Below are 19,136 nucleotides of genomic sequence, written 5' to 3'. Positions count from 1 at the left end.
ACCATGATTATTGCAGCGGTAATTCTTTTTTCATTTCTTCCCGCTCTTCTATGGGCGTTTTTTACGGGAGCCAAAAAAAATATTGCTCCTTTGCCTTTGTTTTTGAGTTTTACCTTTGCTTTTTGCGCGCTTGTCGTAGTGTTATTTCTTCAATGGCTACTTGGTTTTGATAGTAAGGGATTCCAAGCGCCTTTGTCCCTTTTATATGTATCCTTCATACAAGCCGCCTTAATAGAAGAAGGAGTTAAACTTATTTTTTTCCTTTTTTTATTTAAACTTCTTAGCTCTGCTAAAAGAGAAAAATTTGAAGATTCTTTACCTGCCCAACAACGTGTTTCAATTTTTCAAACTCTTATTCTGGCTGTTTTTTTCGGATTTTCTTTTGGCGGGCTTGAAACAATCGGTTATGGCGTTATATTTCCAAACTTTGTATTAGTCCGCGCTTTAACCGCTGTTTTATTACACGGCGGTTTAAGCGTCTTTTACTTGCGTATCGCAATAGTAAAAAATAAAATGAAACAGGTTTTATTTTTTCTTATTCCTTTTTTATTACACGGGCTATATAATTTTTTTATTATTATCGGCTCTTTCTTTTTTATTTTTTCCGTTCTTATTATTATTTTCTTATTACAAAAAGTTTTTTACTACTTAAGTGAATATCAGGAAGTATAAAAATAATTTTCACTTCTTATAATAAAAACCGACCGCTGAATTTAACATCGATCGGTTTTTACACATTAAACTTTAAACGAATGTATTGCTTTTGTTACATTTTGAACACTTTCTTCATTCAATTTTGCTTGAATATTTACATCAACAATTGCCGCGAAAACTTGTTCGGTTCCTGCGGAAATTTCGGTGATATTATCATTAATCAAATAAATTCCATGCTGCAAAATTTTTAATTCCTCTGTAATGGATTCCCCGTATTGATGCATTTCCGCAGACTGCGTTGTAATACCGGCCAATAACCTATTTATCGATTCCATTGCTTGAGAAATATTTTCTCCACTTTTTGCCTGCATGTTCATTGCCTTCATTATTTGATCCTCTTGTGAACGTACTACCTTGGTAAGATTAAATATAGAATCAAATTTATTTTGCACCAGCAGCGATTGCTTAGAGACTTCCTCTATTGTTGTCTTTAATTCTTTCAATACTCTGGTAATTGATTTTCCTTGTGTACTTGATTCTTCCGCAAGTTTTCTAATTTCATCGGCAACAACAGCAAAGCCTTTTCCCGCATCTCCGGCATGGGCGGCTTCTATTGCAGCATTCATTGCAAGCAAGTTTGTCTGACTTGCAATATGTTGGATAACGGATGAAGCTTCCAACAATCCTTCGGACTCTTCATTGATTTGTTTTGTTAAAACAGCCGAACGTTCAACGCTTTGTTTTCCTTCTTCGGTTTCCTCTTGCAGACTTTGAACAGAATCAATATTGGTATCTAAAATCTCGGTTACAAAAGAAATATTACTCACAATACCTTGTAATGAATTCAATGTAGTTTCAACTTCTTTTGTCTGACTATGCATAGTAGTATTTAAATTTTGCATACCGGCAACCACTGCTTGTACATTAGCTCCTGTCCTATCAGAGTCCTGCAAAATTGTTTGAACCTTTTCTTTTATACCGGAAATATTTGTATTTATTTGTTGAACGGATGAAGCACTTTCATTCATGTTAGTTGAAAGCGTAATGGAAGTTTCATTCATAACCGCTGTTTGTCTACTGATTGAAATGATAGATTCCTGTATTTTCTGCATTGTTTGATTAAAGTACTCACAAAGCATTCCCACCTCGTCTCTTCTTTTACTTTTAAGACGAACAGTTAAATCTCCGGCTCCTTCTGAAATATTTTTCAATGCAAGTGTTACCTTATTAATCGGCTTAATCAATGTGCCCGCAAAAATAAAAGAGGAAACAATAATTAAAGCACTTGAAATTATAAGTCCTACAGCAGTTATTAGCAAAATTTGTTCAGAATATCTTTTATACTCTGTATGAGGGATTAACAGAGCATAGTATAAAGAAATATCTTTGTAAGCAGACTTTTTTGTAATTACTTTATATGCAGTGCCATTTATCTGTGTAGAAAATAAAAGCTCCTTCTCTCTAAAAGAATTAATTCCCTCGATACCAAGATCATCAATATTTTTAAATATTAAGGAAGTATCTTTTGAATGAGCAAGGATAAGTCCGCTTTTATTGAAAATCATTGTGATCTCATTTTTTTGATCCGCGCTTGTTCTGATAAAGTCCGAAAGGTATTCAAGCCCTGCATCAATAGTTGCGACTCCCTGTAACTTGTCATTTGCATCCGTAACGGTTCTTCCGCAAGTGATAACAAATTCCCCGGCAGTTGTCTGATAGGGTTCCGAAAATACTATTTGGTGTTTTTTGGCAACCGCCGCCTTGTACCATCCTCTTTTGCGCACATCATAACCGTTACTGCGAGGCGCAGTAGGATACATAATGAAACCGCCATTTTCTTCAGCACCAAGCGAGACGGTAAAAGAATCTCCAAAGCAATCCATAAAATTTTTACAAACTTGAAGAACTTCTTCTTCATAAGGATTCCTTGCGATCATCGGTGTGGTCCCGCTCGGATCATTCGCATTTACATAACTTGAAAGATTGCTGCCGATATTTTTAAAGAGAGGATGCCTCGATAATAATTTTGTTGTATCACTGATGTTTTGAAAGTATTTACATACAACAGTATCCAGTATATTCATATCCTCGACTCTATTCGAGTCAAGTTGTCTTTCAACCATTATAAACATGCGATTATACAAAAAAATACTTAATACACCTAATACAAATAAATTAGTACAAACGCTTATCAAAATAAGTTTTGTTTTTAAACTCAATTCATATTCCTCATAACATGATAGTAGAAATTATTTAGATGTACACTCTAAAACCGACAACAGCTTTTCAATCTTTTATGCAAGGGGTTCTTGCATAAAAGATTGTTTTTCTAAATTAAACTTATTTCGAGCTCAACACCTCAATTGTTTTTTTTCCGAACGGATAAGAACCTTGATAAGGAATAAAAACTCCTTTGTTTTCATCTCGTCCTTGCAAAATTACTTTTGCGTCAGCTTTACCTGTTTCTTCAACCGCAAGTTTAGAAAGTTTTGAAATACGATCTGAAGATTTTCGAACTCTATTCATAACAAGAACTAACTCTGTTGATTCGGGAAAGTCGACGGCCATATCATAATCACCGTTACTGTCTCCCGCAACAAAAACGGGACCTTGATTATTATGCTTTGGAGCAATCTCCGATTTAATTGCCTTTGTTTTTCCCGCACTTTGTGTTTGGGGATAATCTTTTTTATACACCGGAAGATATTTCCCTGCAGCGTCTTTTTCTAATCGCATTCCAATAACGTTTTCAGGTTTTACATTGTAACCGTATTTTGGATTAGATGCAAAAACCCGTACCACATCTTCAAGTGATGCGGAGCAGATATATACTTCAATTCCATTTTGCATTAAAGCCTTCATTAAGTTTTGTGTTTCAGGTTGCACTCGCAAACCTTGTTTATATCCGCTTAACGAAACCTTCCCTGCCTTGCCGGTAAGCACATCACTTGATTCAATTGAATATCGGGCAATCGGTTGAGTAAGCGCATAGTCATTTGCTTTTTGTGTAACTTCATCTACGTCTTGTGTAGTCATCCCTGTAAATAAATAGAGCACCCAGGGGTATGCGATTTCAGCAGAAAAACTTCCTCCGATTGCCTCGTATAAAAAGGCCAGCTTTCCTCTAAAGTCTTTGTACTCTTCTGTCGCTTTTATTTCTTGCAAAGATTTTTTTCCGTTAAGCCCTTCATAGTTGTTGTAGATATAGGTATAAGCGGAATCAAGATCTGCTCCGATTGATTCAATATTGATTTCCTCGCCCTTCACATTAACATAGTCAGAAGAAAAATTTTTCTTAGGCACATCAACTCTGATTGCAGTATGAAATTCTTCCGGAGTTAACTTAAAGAGAAGATTATCAATTTGATAGCGAAAAAGAGATTCCTGTGTATCCTGAAAGATACAGGTAAAGTCCCAATCAAAAACAGCATAGGCGCCACTGTTTGCATTTTTTTGAATAAGCTCCACTAATCGCGCCCTATTAGCGGGTTCCCAGTTTCCTTGCTTAAGTAAAGCTTCTGCAGAATTTGTTTCAGCAGGCTTGCTTGCACAAGATAAAAACAACAACATACATACCAGTGATACACCGGTAACGAGCTGCCGCTTTCCTAAAAATTTGTTTTTCATAAAACCTCCTTGAATTGCGTACTGCAATTCTTCGTCAAAGATATCAATTATTTAATTGGAAAACCATCCAACCAAAAATTGTATTAAAATCTTAATGCTTTGTTATCTCAACCTTATTTCACTTCTCTTTTACAATCCCGTCATCGCTATATTTGACGGCAAGCCCAAGGCTATAAATTTTTCGTTCCAGTTTTAGCCGCTTCATTTTTTACTAGAGACAGCGTTTTCTTTTCGAGATCACAAAACCTAATGTAAGAAACCTATGTAATATTGCAATATTTTGGCATCAATGTATAAATTAAAAACTTGCCTTGAATAATACACAGCATGTTTTTAGACTTACACATTAGTAACCACAAATTGATTGTATATTAAAATTATTCCTGCATTCAATTAAAGTTTCACTATTAAATCATAGTTTCGAAAATAGGACAAGTGTAAATTTCAAAGAAGGACTTCTTTTTACAAATATTTATTTTTGAATATATTCATTATCTTTAGAACAATTGATTTCTATATATAAAAAAGATTTCATTTTATATATGCAAAACCAGTGCTTCCATTTTTTTCTTCATAGAATTTTGCTTCCTAGCAAATTCAAAAATAAAATATCTTGAGTGTGATAATGAATAGTATACCGTCTGCAATTAAATTGCTCTTATCATAATTGGAGCGTCGGCAACAGCGGTTTGTGGATTCAATATTCCTATGGTAAACTTACCCACCGTTGTCAAACTCAGAATAATGCAAAACGATGTTTAAAAACTACCGCACCGACATAAATAGGAGTTTTTAAACTTGCAGCACTGATTTAATCAAGAAGACTAAAAATCAGGACGTGGCGGTGGTTCCACGCAGACGGTTTGGTTTTGACATAGACATCAAAATCAGAACGGGCATGGACGCCCGTGGTTCCAAACAGAAGCGACGTTTTAAAGCAAGGCCGTTTACAAAGCTTTAAAACTCGCAAGGTTTCATTTTGCCACGGACGGCAAAAACTCAGAACCGCCACGGACGGCGGTGGTTCCAAGCAGCAGCGACGTTTTAAAGCAAGACTGTTTGCAAAGCTTTAAAACTCGCAGGTTTCATTTTGACATGGACGTCAAAAATCAGAACGGGCATGGACGCCCGTAGTTCCAAACAGAATTGAGTTTGAAAACTACCGCATTTGTATAATAGGAGTTTTCAAACTCATAGGTTTGGTTTTGACATGGACGTCAAAACCAAACCGTTGTGTCGAGCTCTTTTTATAAAATTTTTTTATGTGATTATCGGGCAATCGAATAGGAAGTGAATTTTTGAAAAATAAAAAACAGCATGCAGTGCACAATGTTGGCACTATTAAAAACGCTGTCTAAAATTATCACAAAAAAAAGGTATCGCAAATTTTTTACTGGTATGATAAAAATAAATACAAAACATCTGGTAAAAACATAAATATGAGGTATAATAAATATGGTGCATCGGTTTTAAAGAAACGTGCGCATAACGGAGGGAATTTTTCCTCTCTATATTCAATTTGCGAGGTTGTTTATGAAGATGAAAAGCGTTGTTATTCGAACAAAGGATATGGACAAGTCGCTTGGATTTTATGAAAAAATATTGCACTTTACATTTGTTTCAATGATTTCTCCGCAGCCCGGAAAACGTATCGCTTTTTTAACAGAACCTGAAAGCGGAACGCAAATAGAACTTCTTCATAATGAAGCTGCAAATTTGGTTAAGGGTGGAAGGATTTCTCTTACTTTCATTGTAGACCAAATTGCAGAAACAGAGAAATATCTTGTGTCAAACAATGTGCGAATTATTTCGCCCCCGCGCACTATACGCGGAGGAAAGAAAATTCTTACCGCTGTAGATCCCAACGATATCGAGCTTGATTTTATTGAAGAATAGGTTCAAATTCTTTAATTTTTTGAGTAAGGTTATTGTAAAACATCTACAAAAACTCAGTCAGCTTTTGAAAATCTCGATGTTATTTTCTGTAAACTTCTGCATAGCAGCAAGTTCCGGAAAGCAGCGCGAAGGAATCTAACGTATACAAACTATTAGTGCTTTTCGCTGTAAGCAGTTTTCGTTGTGATTTTTAATTATGCAGTCGTACACCTGCAAATAGTATGCTTTTAAATTTTTTATTTATTCAAAAAGGTTCCGCAGGAACATTCTCCAATTAACATGGAGTTATGGCGGGCAAGAGTAGCAACAATACCGTGTTCCGAATTTTGCACACCGACAGTAAACCGCTACAAATGTCAAATTCAGAACGGCACAGGCGATCGCGACTCCAAACAGAAGCGATTGTTTAATGCGCAACCCTCTTTTTAAGCGTTTTGAAGTTCTTACACTTGCAACCTCAATTGCGGATACATTGTGTAGCTTGGTATATAATAATAGTTCTTAAGCATCTAGCGATGGAACATTGACCTTGTAGATAATAGTAAAGCAAAGAATACCGCGTGTATTGGTTACTTTAATATCAAGAAGGTCTGCGGGCTCTAATGTTGCTAAAAATTTATTAGCATCATTTTCATCCCGATATGTTGCAATCTGTACTTTTTCCATCATTTGCATTTTAAACAATCACAACGGAATTATCTGCCGCTCCGCAGTTTGACGGCACATAGTTATCTGCCGCCCAGTCGTTTTCCCATCGACAATCATCAATTAAGTATCTGAATTGATATTCACCTCTTTTTAACTTAAGAGTAATTGAAAAAATTCCTTTTTTATTCTTTTTTAATAAATCAGCAGAAGTTTGCCAGTTGTTAAAATCTCCTACCAAGGCAACTTTTCTTACTCCTTCTGTTACTTCAGCCGGGAGTTCAAATTTAACCTTACAAATATCCTCTTTTGCCGAATAGCTTTTGTGTAGTGCCATAATTTCCTCCATTGCATAAATAAAATTATAGGAAGTATTGCGTTTACTGCCGGTTTTTATTATAGTATAAATACCTGTTTAGTACAAGGAGCTTATTATGAAACGACCGAAAAAAATCTTTACATCTGAATCTGTTGGCGAAGGGCATCCGGATAAACTCTGCGATCAAATATCGGATGCAGTACTTGATGCGTGCTTGCGTGATGATTCTTCAAGTCATGTTGCCTGCGAAACATTTGCTTCTAACGCATTGATATTAATAGGCGGAGAAATTACCACAAACACTTTTGTCGATGTACAACAAATAGCACGAGATATTGCACGAGATATTGGATACACGAATGCCGAGTTTGGTTTAGATTGTGATTCCATGGCGGTTATAAATATGATTCATAATCAATCTCCGGATATTGCGCAAGGAGTAAAAGGCTCCGGTTTACAAGAATTTGCCGGTCAACAAGGAGCCGGCGATCAGGGAATGATGTTTGGCTTTGCCTGCTCGGAAACCCCGGAACTTATGCCTGCCCCGATAATGTATGCTCATGCAGTGTTAAAAAAAGCGGCAGCATTGCGAAAATCAAAACAAATTGATTGGCTGCGGCCCGATTCAAAAACTCAAATAACCGTAGAATACGAAGGTTTTAAACCTATACGAATAAAGACCGTTGTGCTTTCCCATCAGCATAATCCAACTCCTTCATATTCGCTGATAAAAAATACACTCATTGAAGAAATTATTAAACCTGTTTTGGAACCGTCCGGTTTATTGGATAACGATACCGAGTTTTTCATCAATCCGACCGGACGTTTTGTAATCGGAGGTCCTGCCGGAGATACCGGTTTAACAGGAAGAAAAATTATTGTAGATACATACGGAGGAATGGGGCGACACGGCGGAGGCGCTTTTTCCGGTAAAGATCCGTCAAAGGTGGACAGATCTGCAGCCTATATGGCAAGATATGTTGCAAAAAATATTGTAGCCGCAGGTTTTGCTGAGCGATGCGAAGTACAATTTGCCTATGCAATCGGAGTCCCCTTCCCTATTTCAGTCAGAGTTGATACTTTTGGAACAGAAACAGTCCCTGAAGAAAAGATAGAAAAAGCGATAGAAAAATCTTTTGATTTAAGTCCTGCGGGAATTATCAAAGCACTTGATTTATATAAGCCGGTATACCAAAAAACATCAATATATGGGCATTTCGGCAAGCCGGAATTCACGTGGGAAAAAACCGATAAAACTGAAGAATTGAAAAAAAACATCGGCTAGTATAACGTTTTTTTAATAAGTCGATTCGTTTTTTAATACATCTTACCCAAAACATAAAAAATTTTATAAAAAAGAGTTCGACACGGCGCAACGGCGAGCAATTTACCATAGGAATGCTTAAATCTGCACTCCCTCATTGTTAGTGCTCCAATTTGTATAACCGGAAGTTAATTACAAAACGCTACACTAGTATAACGTTTTTCTGATAACTCGACTATTTTTCTTAGTGCATGTTATACAAATCGTAAAAAATTGTATAAAAAAGAATTCGACACGGAGCAACGGCGAAGTTTTGCCATTTTCCCTTTACTTCGCCTACGGTGAGCAGTTTACCATAGGAACGCTTAAATTCGCAGTCTCTTATTGTTGATACTCCGATTTTTATACCAGGAAGTTAATTACGAAACGCTACACTAATCATAACCGGCTAATATTTTTTTCTTCGTGCCCAATCTTTAATAATTTGCTCAAGAGAATCCACTTTAAAACCTTGTGCGAGAACTTCTTTATATTCAGTGCTCGCTTGCCAGTTTTGATATGGATTATCGTATTGAACTTCCAGAAAGTGATATATGTGATTTTCCGCAATATTCTGCTCAGTACCGAATAATGAAATCTTTTGTATTGCGGATCGATTCAAAATTTTTCTAATTGAAACGCGGATATCTTTAAAGAAAAGCTCTTTATAAATTTCGTATGTTTTCCCTGTTGTTTGTCTTACCAAATCGGCAATTGAACCGGTTTTATCTTTCACTAGCGGTGATCCGACGAATACAGGCGTTTGTAATTTTTGAGCTTCTTGCGTCGGCAATCTTCCTTCCTGTTTTTTTTCTTTCTGTTTTGTGAGCGCTTTTTGTCTCTTCGGTGCTGTATTTTTTCGCGCCACCGGCTTTTTTTTTGCTTGCGATATTTTCGGTTCTTTTGGAGTGGGAAGTGCTTGACGCTGTTCCGGCGCTGAAAGTTTTTTTTGTTTCTCGGGAACAAGTGTCGATTTTAAGCGTTGCCAATTCCGTTGTAAATAAAGGTCTCCGCTAATGCTGTAATAGTATCCGGAAACAACATTTGACAAAACAGATTGCAAAATTTCTTCATCTCGCCACCCGCGTAATCTTCCGATTTTTACCGATTGGAAAATATTATAATGATCTGTTTTGTACTTTCTGCTGTATAATAAAATCATATTCTCAAAAGCGCCGTCATTAAATTTATGCCAGTATTTCATTGTATACGCTAAAACCTTATCTTCAACTGCAACAATGGTTTTCGGAATGAGGATTGATGCTTCTTGAGCTTTAGTAAAGGTAATTTTCGAAAAATCAAGCATCTTGGGCATGTACTTTTGTCTCTCTGCCTGCAACTTTGACTGTTTTCTTCGATTATCCTCTTCTTCCTTAAATTCTCTTACAGAAGAAATAGTGTCTGTTACATACATTCGAATAATATCCGATGCTTTTTGCATCTCTTTTTCACGATACTGAAGTAAAGATGCATACCGTGCATATTTTCTGACAAAGTTAATAGATTCCAGCCGATCGGGCGCAATAGCGGAAACAATTTTTTCGCAAACCTGAATAACCGTATATACTTGCTGAATATCCAACGGTGTAACAGTACCGGAAAAAAAATCAATTATCTTTTTTATCTCTTTTGTAATTTTTTTTACCAGTTGCACAAGAATTTTACCAAGCAATTTTTCAAAACGCGGATCTTTTTGCCGATAATACGACATGAGTTTTACTCGTGTACTTTCATCAGGATATTTAATGACCAGACGGCTATTGTATATTTTTAAGGCTTCTTGCTCTTTACCTTGTTTCCTAAGCTCAAAATATCGTTCAATATCAAAATCATCGGTAAGACTGAGCTGAGGATATTCTTCTTTTAATATTTGTTTATCTATTTCTGTTAACATGTTCTTACTCTTGGACGGATTTTTAAGAAGATTTATTTCCGCTCTTTCTCTAAAGGAAAATGATGGTTCTTTTTACACCGTTAAATTTATATTGAGTTACGATAATGTAAAACAATAAAAAAATCAAGCTTTTGTTTTTTTAAGAAAGAACCTCTCCTAAATTTAAAGGAGCTTTTTCGGTGCATTGTTTTCTTACTCTAATACAGCGTTTTTTTTAATAAGTCGATTCGTTTTTTAATACATCCTACCAAAACATAAAAAAGTTTTATAAAAAAGAGCTCGACACGGCGCAACGGTGTCATTTTACATGAGATTTGGCAAAACTGTTACCTTTCGAGCAAATCCATATATAGCGTATGTTTATTAAAAAATAAGCAAAAAGCCATATATATAGTGTTTATCAGTGATAAAGTGTGCTTTTAGGAAAAGGTATGATTTTACACGAGGTTTGGCAAAAATTGATGAAAAATGCCCAAAAAGGGCTGTTTTTAGCCGTTTCTGTTACCTTAAATCTTTTTATTTTTTGGTTTTGAAAAATCGGGAAAATTTTTAAGAAAATCCGCTTAAAAAGTAGTAAAAAACCAGATATTCGGGGCTGTTTTTTATGATGTTGTAAAAGTTATTCACAGCTTGTGGATAACCATCGTTTTACAGGGCTTTTTATTCGGATTTTTACGCCGTTTTAATACCCATTAAACCGCTTTTTTTGATTGCCCTTTTATCGCGGTTTCCAGTCTGTTTTTTGCGATATTAAAATAATTATCGTCAATTTCCATGCCGATAAATCGGCGGTTTGTATTCAGGCACGCAATGCCGGTTGTGCCGGAACCCATAAACGAATCCAATACGACATCGCCTTCATCGGTGCTGTCAAAAATAAATTTTTCCATTAGTTCTATCGGTTTTTGCGTCGGGTGTATTTTTTCGCCGTTTGTTTTTCTCGCTCCGATATTAAACGAGGCTACATCATCAATTATATTTGTTATGTAGGACTTTTTAATTTTTCCGGAAAACATAATAAGTTCATGACCTGAACCGTAAACATTTAGAGACGGCCGACCGTGTTTTTTCCAGACTAATAAATTTTTAACCTGTATAACAGAATCAAGAAGCGGATAATAAAAAGCATAGCTGCGCCAATCGCAAAAGAAATATATACAGCCGTCAGGCTTTAAAATGCGCTTATATTCTTTAAAAAGCTTTTCATAAAAAGGCTTACAAATAGCTAAATCATTAAAGCAACCCTTTTGGCTATTGTGAGTCATGCCTAAAAAATACGGCGGATCAGTAATTATTGACTGTATGCTTTCATCCGGAATTTTCGGCAAAAAGTCTAAACAGTCGCCATGCAGTAGTTCGATATTTTCGGTTAATTTCATTTTTTTTACCTTCCTTTTTTACATAATTTTTAAATTATACTGAATTAAACGATGTAATTTTGTAATACAGATAAATGCAAAAAAAAATAAAAAATCTTTCAAACAAACTGCTTGAAAGCTTTTTATATTGAGAAGATAATATGTTTTTAAATTTAAACTTATTTTTTATTTTCCGGTTCCGGTATGGGGCTGTCATCAACAATATCGAAAAAAACCTTTGGGTATAAATAGTCTTCTCCGGAATCGTCGACTATACGATAATATTTTCCCTCTATTGCAAATACCTCATAAGCTTCTTTATCTTGAAACCAAATATCTTTTTTATTTTTATTTACTACCTTCATGTATCACCTTTATAATTCGTTTTTGTTTAATCTCAACCTTTCCAATGTTTTTACATTGGTACCAGTGTATTTCAGCACGATATTCATCACCGTCTTCATTCACAAGTATCGCCGTACCTCTCACCTTATACCAATCTTTTGCTTTTGTAAAGCTCCCGTTTTGATGTTTATATGTTTTTATAAGTCTGTTTACATCTCTTATTTCTTTCCCTTCCGCAATTACTTTTATACTTTTTACATAAGTGCCCTGTTTGATAAAAGTATCAAAATCATATGCGTCATATTCAGGATTATATACGGTTTTTTGATGTTTAATATACCACCGTCGTTCCATTGCTCCAACCGATTTAGGAGTAGTTTTAAACGGTGTGTTTTCTATATCTTCTTTTGTAAGAATATAATCTTGTACACCGATTTCCTTTGCCTGCTCTTCAACCTCTTCTTGTATGCCGTACTCTTCTATCCGTTTTTCCATTGATTCAATTAAACGCCACCAATCGCCATTTTCGATTGGATTTCCGCCGAAGCCTTCTTGCGGCATAAAGTCTTTTTTTATTTCGTCTATTGACGGTTCTACGATGTTGGTGCCTGCTCCCGCTTCATAATCGTATACGGCGCGGATTGTGGTGCGGCAGTTAAAATGGTATGGCGGGAATCCGTAGACCGTCCAAAACGGGTGATCGGCCTTGAGTGCTTTCCCGTTGCCTGCAATGCTTGCGATGTTGTTGCATATGTCGGTTGTTCTTCCGTCTTGGATGACTAAGAGCTCCCACGCACGAGGCGGATTACTTGCGTATTGAGTGAGGCGGCCTGCGGTATAAGCGGTCTGCACATTGGTGCGATAAACTGTTTCCCAATAGCCGGGTAAAAAAGGCTTTCTAATATTTTTGGTAAAGCTTTCTATTTCTTCCCATGACTCCTGCCATCCTTCGCCTTTTTCGAGAGCTTGAATTAATCGCTTACGCACATCTTCGATATGGTCGCATTCGCTCAGGCGTGCAACCGTAAAGGCTCTAAAGCGGAACTTCGGCTCCAATGCATCCCAAACTTGTTTTTCAATTGATACTTTGCTTTTTAAAAAACCAATCGCTTCTTCAAACGGGAGCGGGTCAACGGCGGAAGTATAAGAAACATTATCGGCAAGGTTTACGTCTTTTTTTTGCAGCGTAATTCCTGCATGATTAAAGCCTAAAAGAAAAGCACCCGCAATTATTTTTTCGGTGAGCTTGATAAGCTCCGCTGAGCTTTCAGGATACGAGATATTTTTTACAAGCTTTTTTAATTCGTTTTTCTCAAGCGTTTTATCAATGTTGAAAACATCTTTTAACGCTTGTTTTAACGTTTTAGAAATGCACTCATCAAATCGTTTTTTGCCGGCATCGCAAAAAGATTCAAGCTCCGATGATTTTTCTTTTTCATCGGCTAAAATATTTTTACGGGTGATCTGCTGTTTTGAATTTTTTTTTTAGAGTTTGAATCGGCAAGCATAAAGCCTTGCGCTTGCGGAGCCTCTACAATAAACGTATCCTCATCATCTTTCGGGCGCGGTAAACCGTACCGAGTGTATAAGGCCTCTTTTGAAACAGGGATTTTATTTTGTATTGCCTGCATAATTTCCGTAAACGTTGCATAGCTTTTTAAATCAAAATAACCGGACGGTGCTGCTACTCCTTCGCCGAAGTTAATCGCAACCATCCAATTAATTAATTCTTGGAATACGCCTTGCACCGCTTTTGCATCTCCATGACAAACTCGCACTAAATTTTCATCGTGCACTTCTGCTTGACTTCGTGTGCCATATGTGCCCTCTTGCGTGCTTAACGATTGCGTGGTAAGCGCAAAGCTTATTTCTTGATTGCATGTTTCAATTAATACCTTATGGTCTTGCAGAGCTCCGCTCATTTCAAGCGTCTTAATATCTTTGACATTAGAAAGAGCTAAGCCCGCGCCTCCTTCCATTTCTGAAAGGGTTTGCGAAATAGCCTGTGCTGCATTCCTTGCTTCCTCTGTGTTCGTGCTTTCAAACAATGCAACAATAGAAGGAACGCCAGCCTTTTTTGCAGCCTTAAGCCAAAACTCCCAGCCAAACTGTTTAAATCGCCACGGCCAATAACACATTAGCAAATCTGAAAAACCGTAGGGATTTTCAGCGCGCGGATTATTTCGGTAAATTAAAAATTTACATTTTTCGATAAGCGGTCTATTCTCTTTTGTTAACATCGGAACCCATATTGAACGCTGTCCCTGTTTTGTTTTTATAATTTCCGTTTTAAAAAATATTTGCTCCGGTCTTTTATTTCGAAGTGAATCGGGAATCCAGTAGCCCGCATCGTTTTGGGCCCATAAGACTTCTGAAAACGCAAAACCGTATTCAATGGCGGTTAAAAACTCTTTTACATCATTATCCCAATTAAGATTGGAGGTAAGATTATCGCGCACAAACTCATATACTTTATCGCTTGCGTTTTTTTGCTCAATTACAAAATTAAAACTTGTAACAATATCTTTCCGCAAGCGTAAATGCGAACCGATTTTTGAATCAAGCATCATTTCATCGATAAGCGAATAGAAGCTTACCTTATCGCTTATTATCTCATTCGGATTGGGAAGCTCGGCAATTACCGCTTCGAATTTATCCGGTGATATTATTTCAATGTTTAAATTATTTTTCATCTTCTTCTCCTAAAACCATGCAATGCCGCGCCGAGACGGTCAAAGCCGGATGTTAAATTAAACGCGGTAACTTCTTTAAAACCGATTTGAGAAATTTCCCACGCATAATAGAGCGCGTCCTGCAAATCGTCAAACTCCGATTTGGGATACATCGTCAATTGGTCAATTGTTTTATTCATGTTCTCTTTGAACTTAAGCATGCCGTTTTCAATAAACGGTGAAAGTGAAAGAATGCGTTCTTTTCCGATCCCTTTTGTACTGCATCCTTTAATCGGTAAGTACACACCTTTTTTGCTCGCCGCTTCCATGATGTGCTTTTTATAAATTGATTGAAAACCTACCTCTTCAAATCCGATTAAAATCGGTTTGTATAAAAGATACTTTTCAATTAATTTATTTATTGCTGAGTCAACCGAACAACACTCCGCCCATTCGTTGAGTGCATACATCATTCCATCCGAGGCGATACCTAAAGTAAAAATAGCGAACTCATCATGCTTACCGGCGGAAGGGTCAACGCCCATGTATACTTTTAAACTTGATATATCAACATGAGAAAAGCGCGTAAACCATTCAGGTTTAAAGACTCGCTCCTCATCGCTTAAGGGCTCGTTCATGTATTCGGTACTGAATGCTGCACTTCCGATTTCTTTCTTTTTTGTTTCTAGTTTTTCACTTGTCCAATAGGAAGACCAAAGGGAATCGCCTTGCGGAGTAAACGCTGCAAATCGTAAACCAATCCAGTTTTCCAATTCGCCATTTTCAATTCTTTTTAAAAGCCTACTCGGTAAATCATCTGAATGAAAGATAGTATTTATAATAATAGTAAACGTATCTTGACCGAGCGGCATAACAGCTCGCAAGAACCAATTATATATTTTTTGTCTTTGAGAAAATGTACGTGCTGCTTCATCTTTTAAAATGTCATCACAAATAATTAAGTCAGGGCGGTACTGCCTAAACTTCACGCCTCGAACGGCAGCACCCGCGCCGAATGATTTTATTGCTGTTCCGTTTTTAAACGATAAAAAATCGCTTTTCCAAATTGAGCCTTCCATTGCACCGAAGTCTTCAAAAATTATTTCGTTTCCTTCGATTTCATCTTTGATACTTTGTAAAGCTCTATTTGCCATATCTTGCGTTGCACAAAAAATACAGACAAAATTATTTTTTTTAAATAATAAACGCCATAACGGATAGGCTAAAGCCCATCGGGTTGATTTTGAAAATCCGCGCGGCTCAATATCAACAACTGCTTTTAATTTCTCAGTCGGAATTAAAAGCGAATGATATTCTTTTTTAAGAAGCGATTTTATGTTTTCAACATGCTCATTGGTGAGCGTGTGAGTGTTTGCAATGTCAATTAATATTTTATGATACGGAGCAGGCTCGTACGAAAAATAATGCGGAAGGTATGTTTTGCAAAAGTAAAAAAAATCATGCTCCGCTTTTTGAAGCCGCTCTTTTTTTTCAAGAACTTCTTTTGAATTTTCGCCTACAAGCTCATTTAAAATATCGCTCACTTTACTTCTGCCTTATCCACTATTGCGCAAAGCTTTTGTAAAAGTTCTGGATCGTTTTTGATTGCATTTTGCAATTCTTTTTTAATTTCCCCTTTTGCTTTCTCCAATGCCTTTGCTGCTTTTGTTCTGTAGTTTGAAAGTTTTAATTGAGCTTCTGCAATGCGCGCAGTAGTTAAAAGTAATTCTTTCGGGTCTTCAAATTCCAAACTATCGATTGTACGCAAATCTTTAGAGATGAGACTTGTCATTTGCATAAGGACTGCTTCGCTTGCTTCGGTGCCGGGATAGTCTTTTAAAACTTCCGCCATTGCCTTTGCAGACTCAATCGCTTTTTTTGCATCTTCAATTTCTTCTTTGTGAGATTTTATAACCCGCCGAATGCCTTCGCGGCTTAACGTAACCTTAAGGCCGAGCTCTTGTATTTTTTTATTTACTTCTTCAGTAACATAAACGATTGTGTTTTTTCCGCCTTCCCATTTTTCAATGATAAGTTCAACGAGTCCGTGCTCTTCCGCTTTACTTTTTGCGCCCATAGTTTGCCCCCTTGTTTAGTCGAGGACTATGCCGGCGTCTTTCGAGATGTTTCCTTCAAGCAGGTCAATGCCTTTTGCGGTTATTTTAAACCAGCGAACCTTTTGTTTTTCTTTGTACGGATGCGGCACTTCTTTTTTTTCCGTGTACCCTTTTTCGGTCAGGTACTCTGTTGACATTTTGATTTCTTCCGTTTCGTTATATTCATAGAAACGGTGAAATAATACTTGTTCCGGAATCCCGTCAGGGTATGTTGTCATTAAATAGTTTAAAATTTCACCGCGTAAAAACTTTTTGTTTCCTTTCATTTTTTTTTACCTCTTCTTTTTTAAATTTATTTTTTATTTTGTGATTGCCAAAGTTCAATAATCTTTTGCAGCGTACTATTATTTTGATTGATGACTAAATCTTGTAGGCGATTTATTTCAGCCCGCCAGCCTCCCATGTCTTTATAGAAATCTTCTCGCTCAAGTTTTTCTAACTTTAACGTATCAATTTCATTTTGTTGTTTTTCAATTTTTTGTTTTAATTCCGAAACATTTTTATTGAAATTTTCTTCTAAACGATTCAACCCGTTTGCAAGATTTTTTTTAAACTCATCAGAACGTGCTGCGTCCTCTGCGGCGTTTTTCATTTGCTGTTTAAAAAGATACGAGATGACAAACGCTATAATCGTTGTTACCGCCGTCGGCCCCCAATCTTTCGCCGCTATGATTAAACTTTCAAATCCCATTTTTTTATTTCCTTAAATACGAAAAACTAAAGCCGAGAGCTGTACCTCCGGCAATGCAAAGCGGGATAGTCCACCACGGCACAACTCGCCATGATTGTAAGCGGTTTACTTCCTTTTCTAAATCTTTACTTAAACGTTTATAATAAGCAGCATCGGGAGAGGCGGCGAGTAGACCTTGCTTGTACCCTTCATCAAATGCGCGGTCAATACTCGTGTTCATTTCCTCAAAACAAATTGCAATAATCTTTTCAACTTCGGATTTACTATAATCCGCTTTCTTCAATTCTATTTTGAATTGCTGATGCGGAATCGCTTTTGATGTCGTCTTTGGTTGACTGTAACTCATCTGCATTGTGAGCACCAGAAACAAGATCACCTGCAGGAGTTTGATTAACTTTTTCATATTCTTTTTCCCTTTCGCCTTCCGCATTTTGTTTTGCGGCAAAAAGTATTTTTTTACATCGATGTTTATTTTTAAAAACGACATACAAAAAGCCCGCTGCCGCAGCGGAACAGGCTGCGGCAAACGCTTTCCAATGCGTTTTAAAAAAAGCAATCGCTTGTTTTAAAAGCGCTGTAATGCGTGATAAAATTTCTTGTATTCGTTTTTTAAATTTTGTACACATTCTTTTTATTTCCCTCTTCATCCGTTTCAGTTTCTTTTTTAGGATATGACGTCTCTTGTATTTTTTTCAAAATAGCTTCATAAAAAAATACACTCAATCCGAAAATAGTCGCTCCCCAAAACCACACCTCGCGGATTTTAATAAACTCGCCAAACTGTAAAAGAAACGCAAAAAGAGCGGAAAACAAAAAAGGTATCCATACGCGATAGCCTTTCAGTTTATCTTTCACATCAAGCTTTTTGATAAGTTCCGTAAAAATAACGGTGAGCAGCACCGCAATGAGTACGAATACCGGGAGGAAATTCATAAGTTCAAACATTTTTTAACTCCTTTTTTAAGCATTTATAAAATGCTTATTAAATATTTTTCAACGGCACATTTAAAATCAATCCATGCGCCGAGGTTGCCGATAAAATATCGCGGACAGTCTTTACCGGTGATGTCGAAATGCCGGTATAAATCTGTTTGCGGATTTAATGAAAATTGTTTTAACAAAGTTGCGGTAAGTACAATTGCACTTGCAAGCGTTTCCTCTGTAAATGCACCCGTCCAATTTTTATGACAAAGCTCAATGCCGATGGTGCAATTATTCGGATACGAACTTAAACGGTACTCAATGCCATCCCGATATTTCCACGCGCCGACATGATAGGCTACTTCATCAATCGGTAAACATTGCAGTACATCGCCTGTAATGCCGATGATAAAATGTGCTGAAGCGTATCTGGCTCCGTCTTTTTTTTTCTGCCGCTTTAAACTTTCAAAATAGTTTCTGTTTGCTTGTGCACTTGTTCCGGGGTTTGCAACCCAGTGAATAACCACTCCCTTAACCTCTTGCAGCTTTTGCCCTGGACGGGAAAACGGATTTACCGTTAACATTTGTTTTTCAATATTCATAAAAACATTATAAGAAAGAGAAGCGGGAAAAATCGGAGAAGAGATACATAGAAATAAAAAAACACTTTAAGATATAAAAAATCCTAAAGTGT

General features: G+C 36.7%; 20 protein-coding genes. 3 read left to right on the top strand and 17 right to left on the bottom strand.

What is annotated here, in order from left to right; all coding sequences use genetic code 11:
- Positions 1-3: 3 nt before the first annotated feature.
- Entirely contained in the window at positions 4-672 is a 669-nt protein-coding gene (locus FUT79_RS03810) for a PrsW family glutamic-type intramembrane protease (protein WP_002699748.1), read from the top strand.
- Between the two features lie 65 nt (positions 673-737).
- On the opposite strand, the gene FUT79_RS03805 is transcribed toward FUT79_RS03810, so the two are convergent.
- Entirely contained in the window at positions 738-2,738 is a 2,001-nt protein-coding gene (locus tag FUT79_RS03805; protein ID WP_162147452.1) for a methyl-accepting chemotaxis protein, read from the bottom strand.
- Between the two features lie 256 nt (positions 2,739-2,994).
- On the bottom strand, positions 2,995-4,281 hold the full coding sequence (locus FUT79_RS03800; RefSeq protein WP_024752241.1) for a haloacid dehalogenase-like hydrolase: 1,287 nt from the start codon (positions 4,279-4,281) through the stop codon (positions 2,995-2,997).
- A 1,533-nt stretch (positions 4,282-5,814) separates the two neighbouring features.
- Between FUT79_RS03800 and FUT79_RS03795 the strand changes: the two genes are divergently transcribed.
- On the top strand, positions 5,815-6,177 hold the full coding sequence (locus tag FUT79_RS03795; RefSeq protein WP_002700009.1) for a VOC family protein: 363 nt from the start codon (positions 5,815-5,817) through the stop codon (positions 6,175-6,177).
- 501 nt (positions 6,178-6,678) lie between these two features.
- On the opposite strand, the gene FUT79_RS15010 is transcribed toward FUT79_RS03795, so the two are convergent.
- Together FUT79_RS15010 and FUT79_RS03790 are read right to left on the bottom strand one after the other, a co-directional pair.
- Positions 6,679-6,843: a hypothetical protein gene (locus FUT79_RS15010; protein WP_156009253.1), complete on the bottom strand. Its 165-nt coding sequence runs from the start codon at positions 6,841-6,843 to the stop codon at positions 6,679-6,681.
- Positions 6,844-6,853: 10 nt separating this feature from the next.
- Positions 6,854-7,159, bottom strand: a complete 306-nt coding sequence (locus FUT79_RS03790; protein WP_024752239.1) for an isoamylase early set domain-containing protein — start codon at positions 7,157-7,159, stop codon at positions 6,854-6,856.
- A gap of 97 nt (positions 7,160-7,256) precedes the next feature.
- Between FUT79_RS03790 and metK the strand changes: the two genes are divergently transcribed.
- Complete coding sequence (gene metK / locus FUT79_RS03785) at positions 7,257-8,426, top strand: methionine adenosyltransferase (RefSeq protein WP_024752238.1); 1,170 nt, start codon at positions 7,257-7,259, stop codon at positions 8,424-8,426.
- Between the two features lie 427 nt (positions 8,427-8,853).
- Here metK and FUT79_RS03780 read toward each other — a convergent pair whose 3' ends face one another.
- The 13 genes from FUT79_RS03780 to FUT79_RS03720 all read right to left on the bottom strand — a co-directional run bounded on the left by FUT79_RS03780 (position 8,854) and on the right by FUT79_RS03720 (position 19,044).
- Complete coding sequence (locus FUT79_RS03780; protein ID WP_024752237.1) at positions 8,854-10,338, bottom strand: hypothetical protein; 1,485 nt, start codon at positions 10,336-10,338, stop codon at positions 8,854-8,856.
- A gap of 692 nt (positions 10,339-11,030) precedes the next feature.
- Positions 11,031-11,717 (bottom strand): DNA-methyltransferase, encoded by a 687-nt coding sequence (locus FUT79_RS03775; protein ID WP_148889277.1) that lies wholly within the window; start codon positions 11,715-11,717, stop codon positions 11,031-11,033.
- A 158-nt stretch (positions 11,718-11,875) separates the two neighbouring features.
- Positions 11,876-12,061: a hypothetical protein gene (locus FUT79_RS03770; protein WP_024751770.1), complete on the bottom strand. Its 186-nt coding sequence runs from the start codon at positions 12,059-12,061 to the stop codon at positions 11,876-11,878.
- Positions 12,045-13,097, bottom strand: coding sequence for a phage head morphogenesis protein (locus FUT79_RS15005; RefSeq protein ID WP_244951101.1), 1,053 nt, complete (start codon positions 13,095-13,097; stop codon positions 12,045-12,047). The genes FUT79_RS03770 and FUT79_RS15005 overlap by 17 nt, the downstream gene beginning before the upstream one ends.
- Before the next feature lie 386 nt (positions 13,098-13,483).
- On the bottom strand, positions 13,484-14,734 hold the full coding sequence (locus FUT79_RS03760; RefSeq protein ID WP_044634727.1) for a phage portal protein family protein: 1,251 nt from the start codon (positions 14,732-14,734) through the stop codon (positions 13,484-13,486).
- Positions 14,731-16,257: a hypothetical protein gene (locus tag FUT79_RS03755; RefSeq protein ID WP_044634728.1), complete on the bottom strand. Its 1,527-nt coding sequence runs from the start codon at positions 16,255-16,257 to the stop codon at positions 14,731-14,733. The genes FUT79_RS03760 and FUT79_RS03755 overlap by 4 nt, the downstream gene beginning before the upstream one ends.
- Positions 16,254-16,790, bottom strand: coding sequence for a phage protein Gp27 family protein (locus tag FUT79_RS03750; protein WP_002696333.1), 537 nt, complete (start codon positions 16,788-16,790; stop codon positions 16,254-16,256). The genes FUT79_RS03755 and FUT79_RS03750 overlap by 4 nt, the downstream gene beginning before the upstream one ends.
- Before the next feature lie 15 nt (positions 16,791-16,805).
- On the bottom strand, positions 16,806-17,096 hold the full coding sequence (locus FUT79_RS03745; RefSeq protein ID WP_024751680.1) for a hypothetical protein: 291 nt from the start codon (positions 17,094-17,096) through the stop codon (positions 16,806-16,808).
- Positions 17,097-17,122: 26 nt separating this feature from the next.
- Complete coding sequence (locus FUT79_RS03740) at positions 17,123-17,521, bottom strand: hypothetical protein (protein WP_148878661.1); 399 nt, start codon at positions 17,519-17,521, stop codon at positions 17,123-17,125.
- A 4-nt stretch (positions 17,522-17,525) separates the two neighbouring features.
- Entirely contained in the window at positions 17,526-17,804 is a 279-nt protein-coding gene (locus FUT79_RS03735) for a hypothetical protein (protein ID WP_238569973.1), read from the bottom strand.
- On the bottom strand, positions 17,785-18,147 hold the full coding sequence (locus tag FUT79_RS03730) for a hypothetical protein (protein ID WP_148889275.1): 363 nt from the start codon (positions 18,145-18,147) through the stop codon (positions 17,785-17,787). Before FUT79_RS03730 ends, FUT79_RS03735 begins: the two co-directional genes overlap by 20 nt.
- Positions 18,131-18,466, bottom strand: coding sequence for a hypothetical protein (locus FUT79_RS03725; RefSeq protein WP_024751776.1), 336 nt, complete (start codon positions 18,464-18,466; stop codon positions 18,131-18,133). The genes FUT79_RS03730 and FUT79_RS03725 overlap by 17 nt, the downstream gene beginning before the upstream one ends.
- Before the next feature lie 23 nt (positions 18,467-18,489).
- Positions 18,490-19,044: a peptidoglycan recognition protein family protein gene (locus tag FUT79_RS03720; protein ID WP_024751777.1), complete on the bottom strand. Its 555-nt coding sequence runs from the start codon at positions 19,042-19,044 to the stop codon at positions 18,490-18,492.
- Positions 19,045-19,136: the final 92 nt, after the last annotated feature.

This window comes from Treponema phagedenis, assembly GCF_008153345.1.
Lineage (GTDB): Bacteria > Spirochaetota > Spirochaetia > Treponematales > Treponemataceae > Treponema > Treponema phagedenis.
Note: the sequence above shows the minus strand (reverse complement) of the source record. Positions and strands in the feature narration are given on the sequence as shown.

Excerpts from the sequence above, each read along its gene's own strand:
- FUT79_RS03780 (WP_024752237.1), bottom strand. The coding sequence starts at position 10,338 with ATGTTAACAGAAATAGATAAACAAATATTAAAAGAAGAATATCCTCAG.
- FUT79_RS03720 (WP_024751777.1), bottom strand. The coding sequence starts at position 19,044 with ATGAATATTGAAAAACAAATGTTAACGGTAAATCCGTTTTCCCGTCCA.
- metK (WP_024752238.1), top strand. The coding sequence starts at position 7,257 with ATGAAACGACCGAAAAAAATCTTTACATCTGAATCTGTTGGCGAAGGG.
- FUT79_RS15010 (WP_156009253.1), bottom strand. The coding sequence starts at position 6,843 with ATGGAAAAAGTACAGATTGCAACATATCGGGATGAAAATGATGCTAAT.
- FUT79_RS03795 (WP_002700009.1), top strand. The coding sequence starts at position 5,815 with ATGAAGATGAAAAGCGTTGTTATTCGAACAAAGGATATGGACAAGTCG.
- FUT79_RS03740 (WP_148878661.1), bottom strand. The coding sequence starts at position 17,521 with ATGGGATTTGAAAGTTTAATCATAGCGGCGAAAGATTGGGGGCCGACG.
- FUT79_RS03725 (WP_024751776.1), bottom strand. The coding sequence starts at position 18,466 with ATGTTTGAACTTATGAATTTCCTCCCGGTATTCGTACTCATTGCGGTG.
- FUT79_RS03775 (WP_148889277.1), bottom strand. The coding sequence starts at position 11,717 with ATGAAATTAACCGAAAATATCGAACTACTGCATGGCGACTGTTTAGAC.
- FUT79_RS03745 (WP_024751680.1), bottom strand. The coding sequence starts at position 17,096 with ATGAAAGGAAACAAAAAGTTTTTACGCGGTGAAATTTTAAACTATTTA.
- FUT79_RS03760 (WP_044634727.1), bottom strand. The coding sequence starts at position 14,734 with ATGAAAAATAATTTAAACATTGAAATAATATCACCGGATAAATTCGAA.
- FUT79_RS03750 (WP_002696333.1), bottom strand. The coding sequence starts at position 16,790 with ATGGGCGCAAAAAGTAAAGCGGAAGAGCACGGACTCGTTGAACTTATC.
- FUT79_RS03810 (WP_002699748.1), top strand. The coding sequence starts at position 4 with ATGATTATTGCAGCGGTAATTCTTTTTTCATTTCTTCCCGCTCTTCTA.
- FUT79_RS03805 (WP_162147452.1), bottom strand. The coding sequence starts at position 2,738 with ATGAATATACTGGATACTGTTGTATGTAAATACTTTCAAAACATCAGT.
- FUT79_RS03790 (WP_024752239.1), bottom strand. The coding sequence starts at position 7,159 with ATGGCACTACACAAAAGCTATTCGGCAAAAGAGGATATTTGTAAGGTT.
- FUT79_RS03800 (WP_024752241.1), bottom strand. The coding sequence starts at position 4,281 with ATGAAAAACAAATTTTTAGGAAAGCGGCAGCTCGTTACCGGTGTATCA.
- FUT79_RS03730 (WP_148889275.1), bottom strand. The coding sequence starts at position 18,147 with ATGTGTACAAAATTTAAAAAACGAATACAAGAAATTTTATCACGCATT.
- FUT79_RS03770 (WP_024751770.1), bottom strand. The coding sequence starts at position 12,061 with ATGAAGGTAGTAAATAAAAATAAAAAAGATATTTGGTTTCAAGATAAA.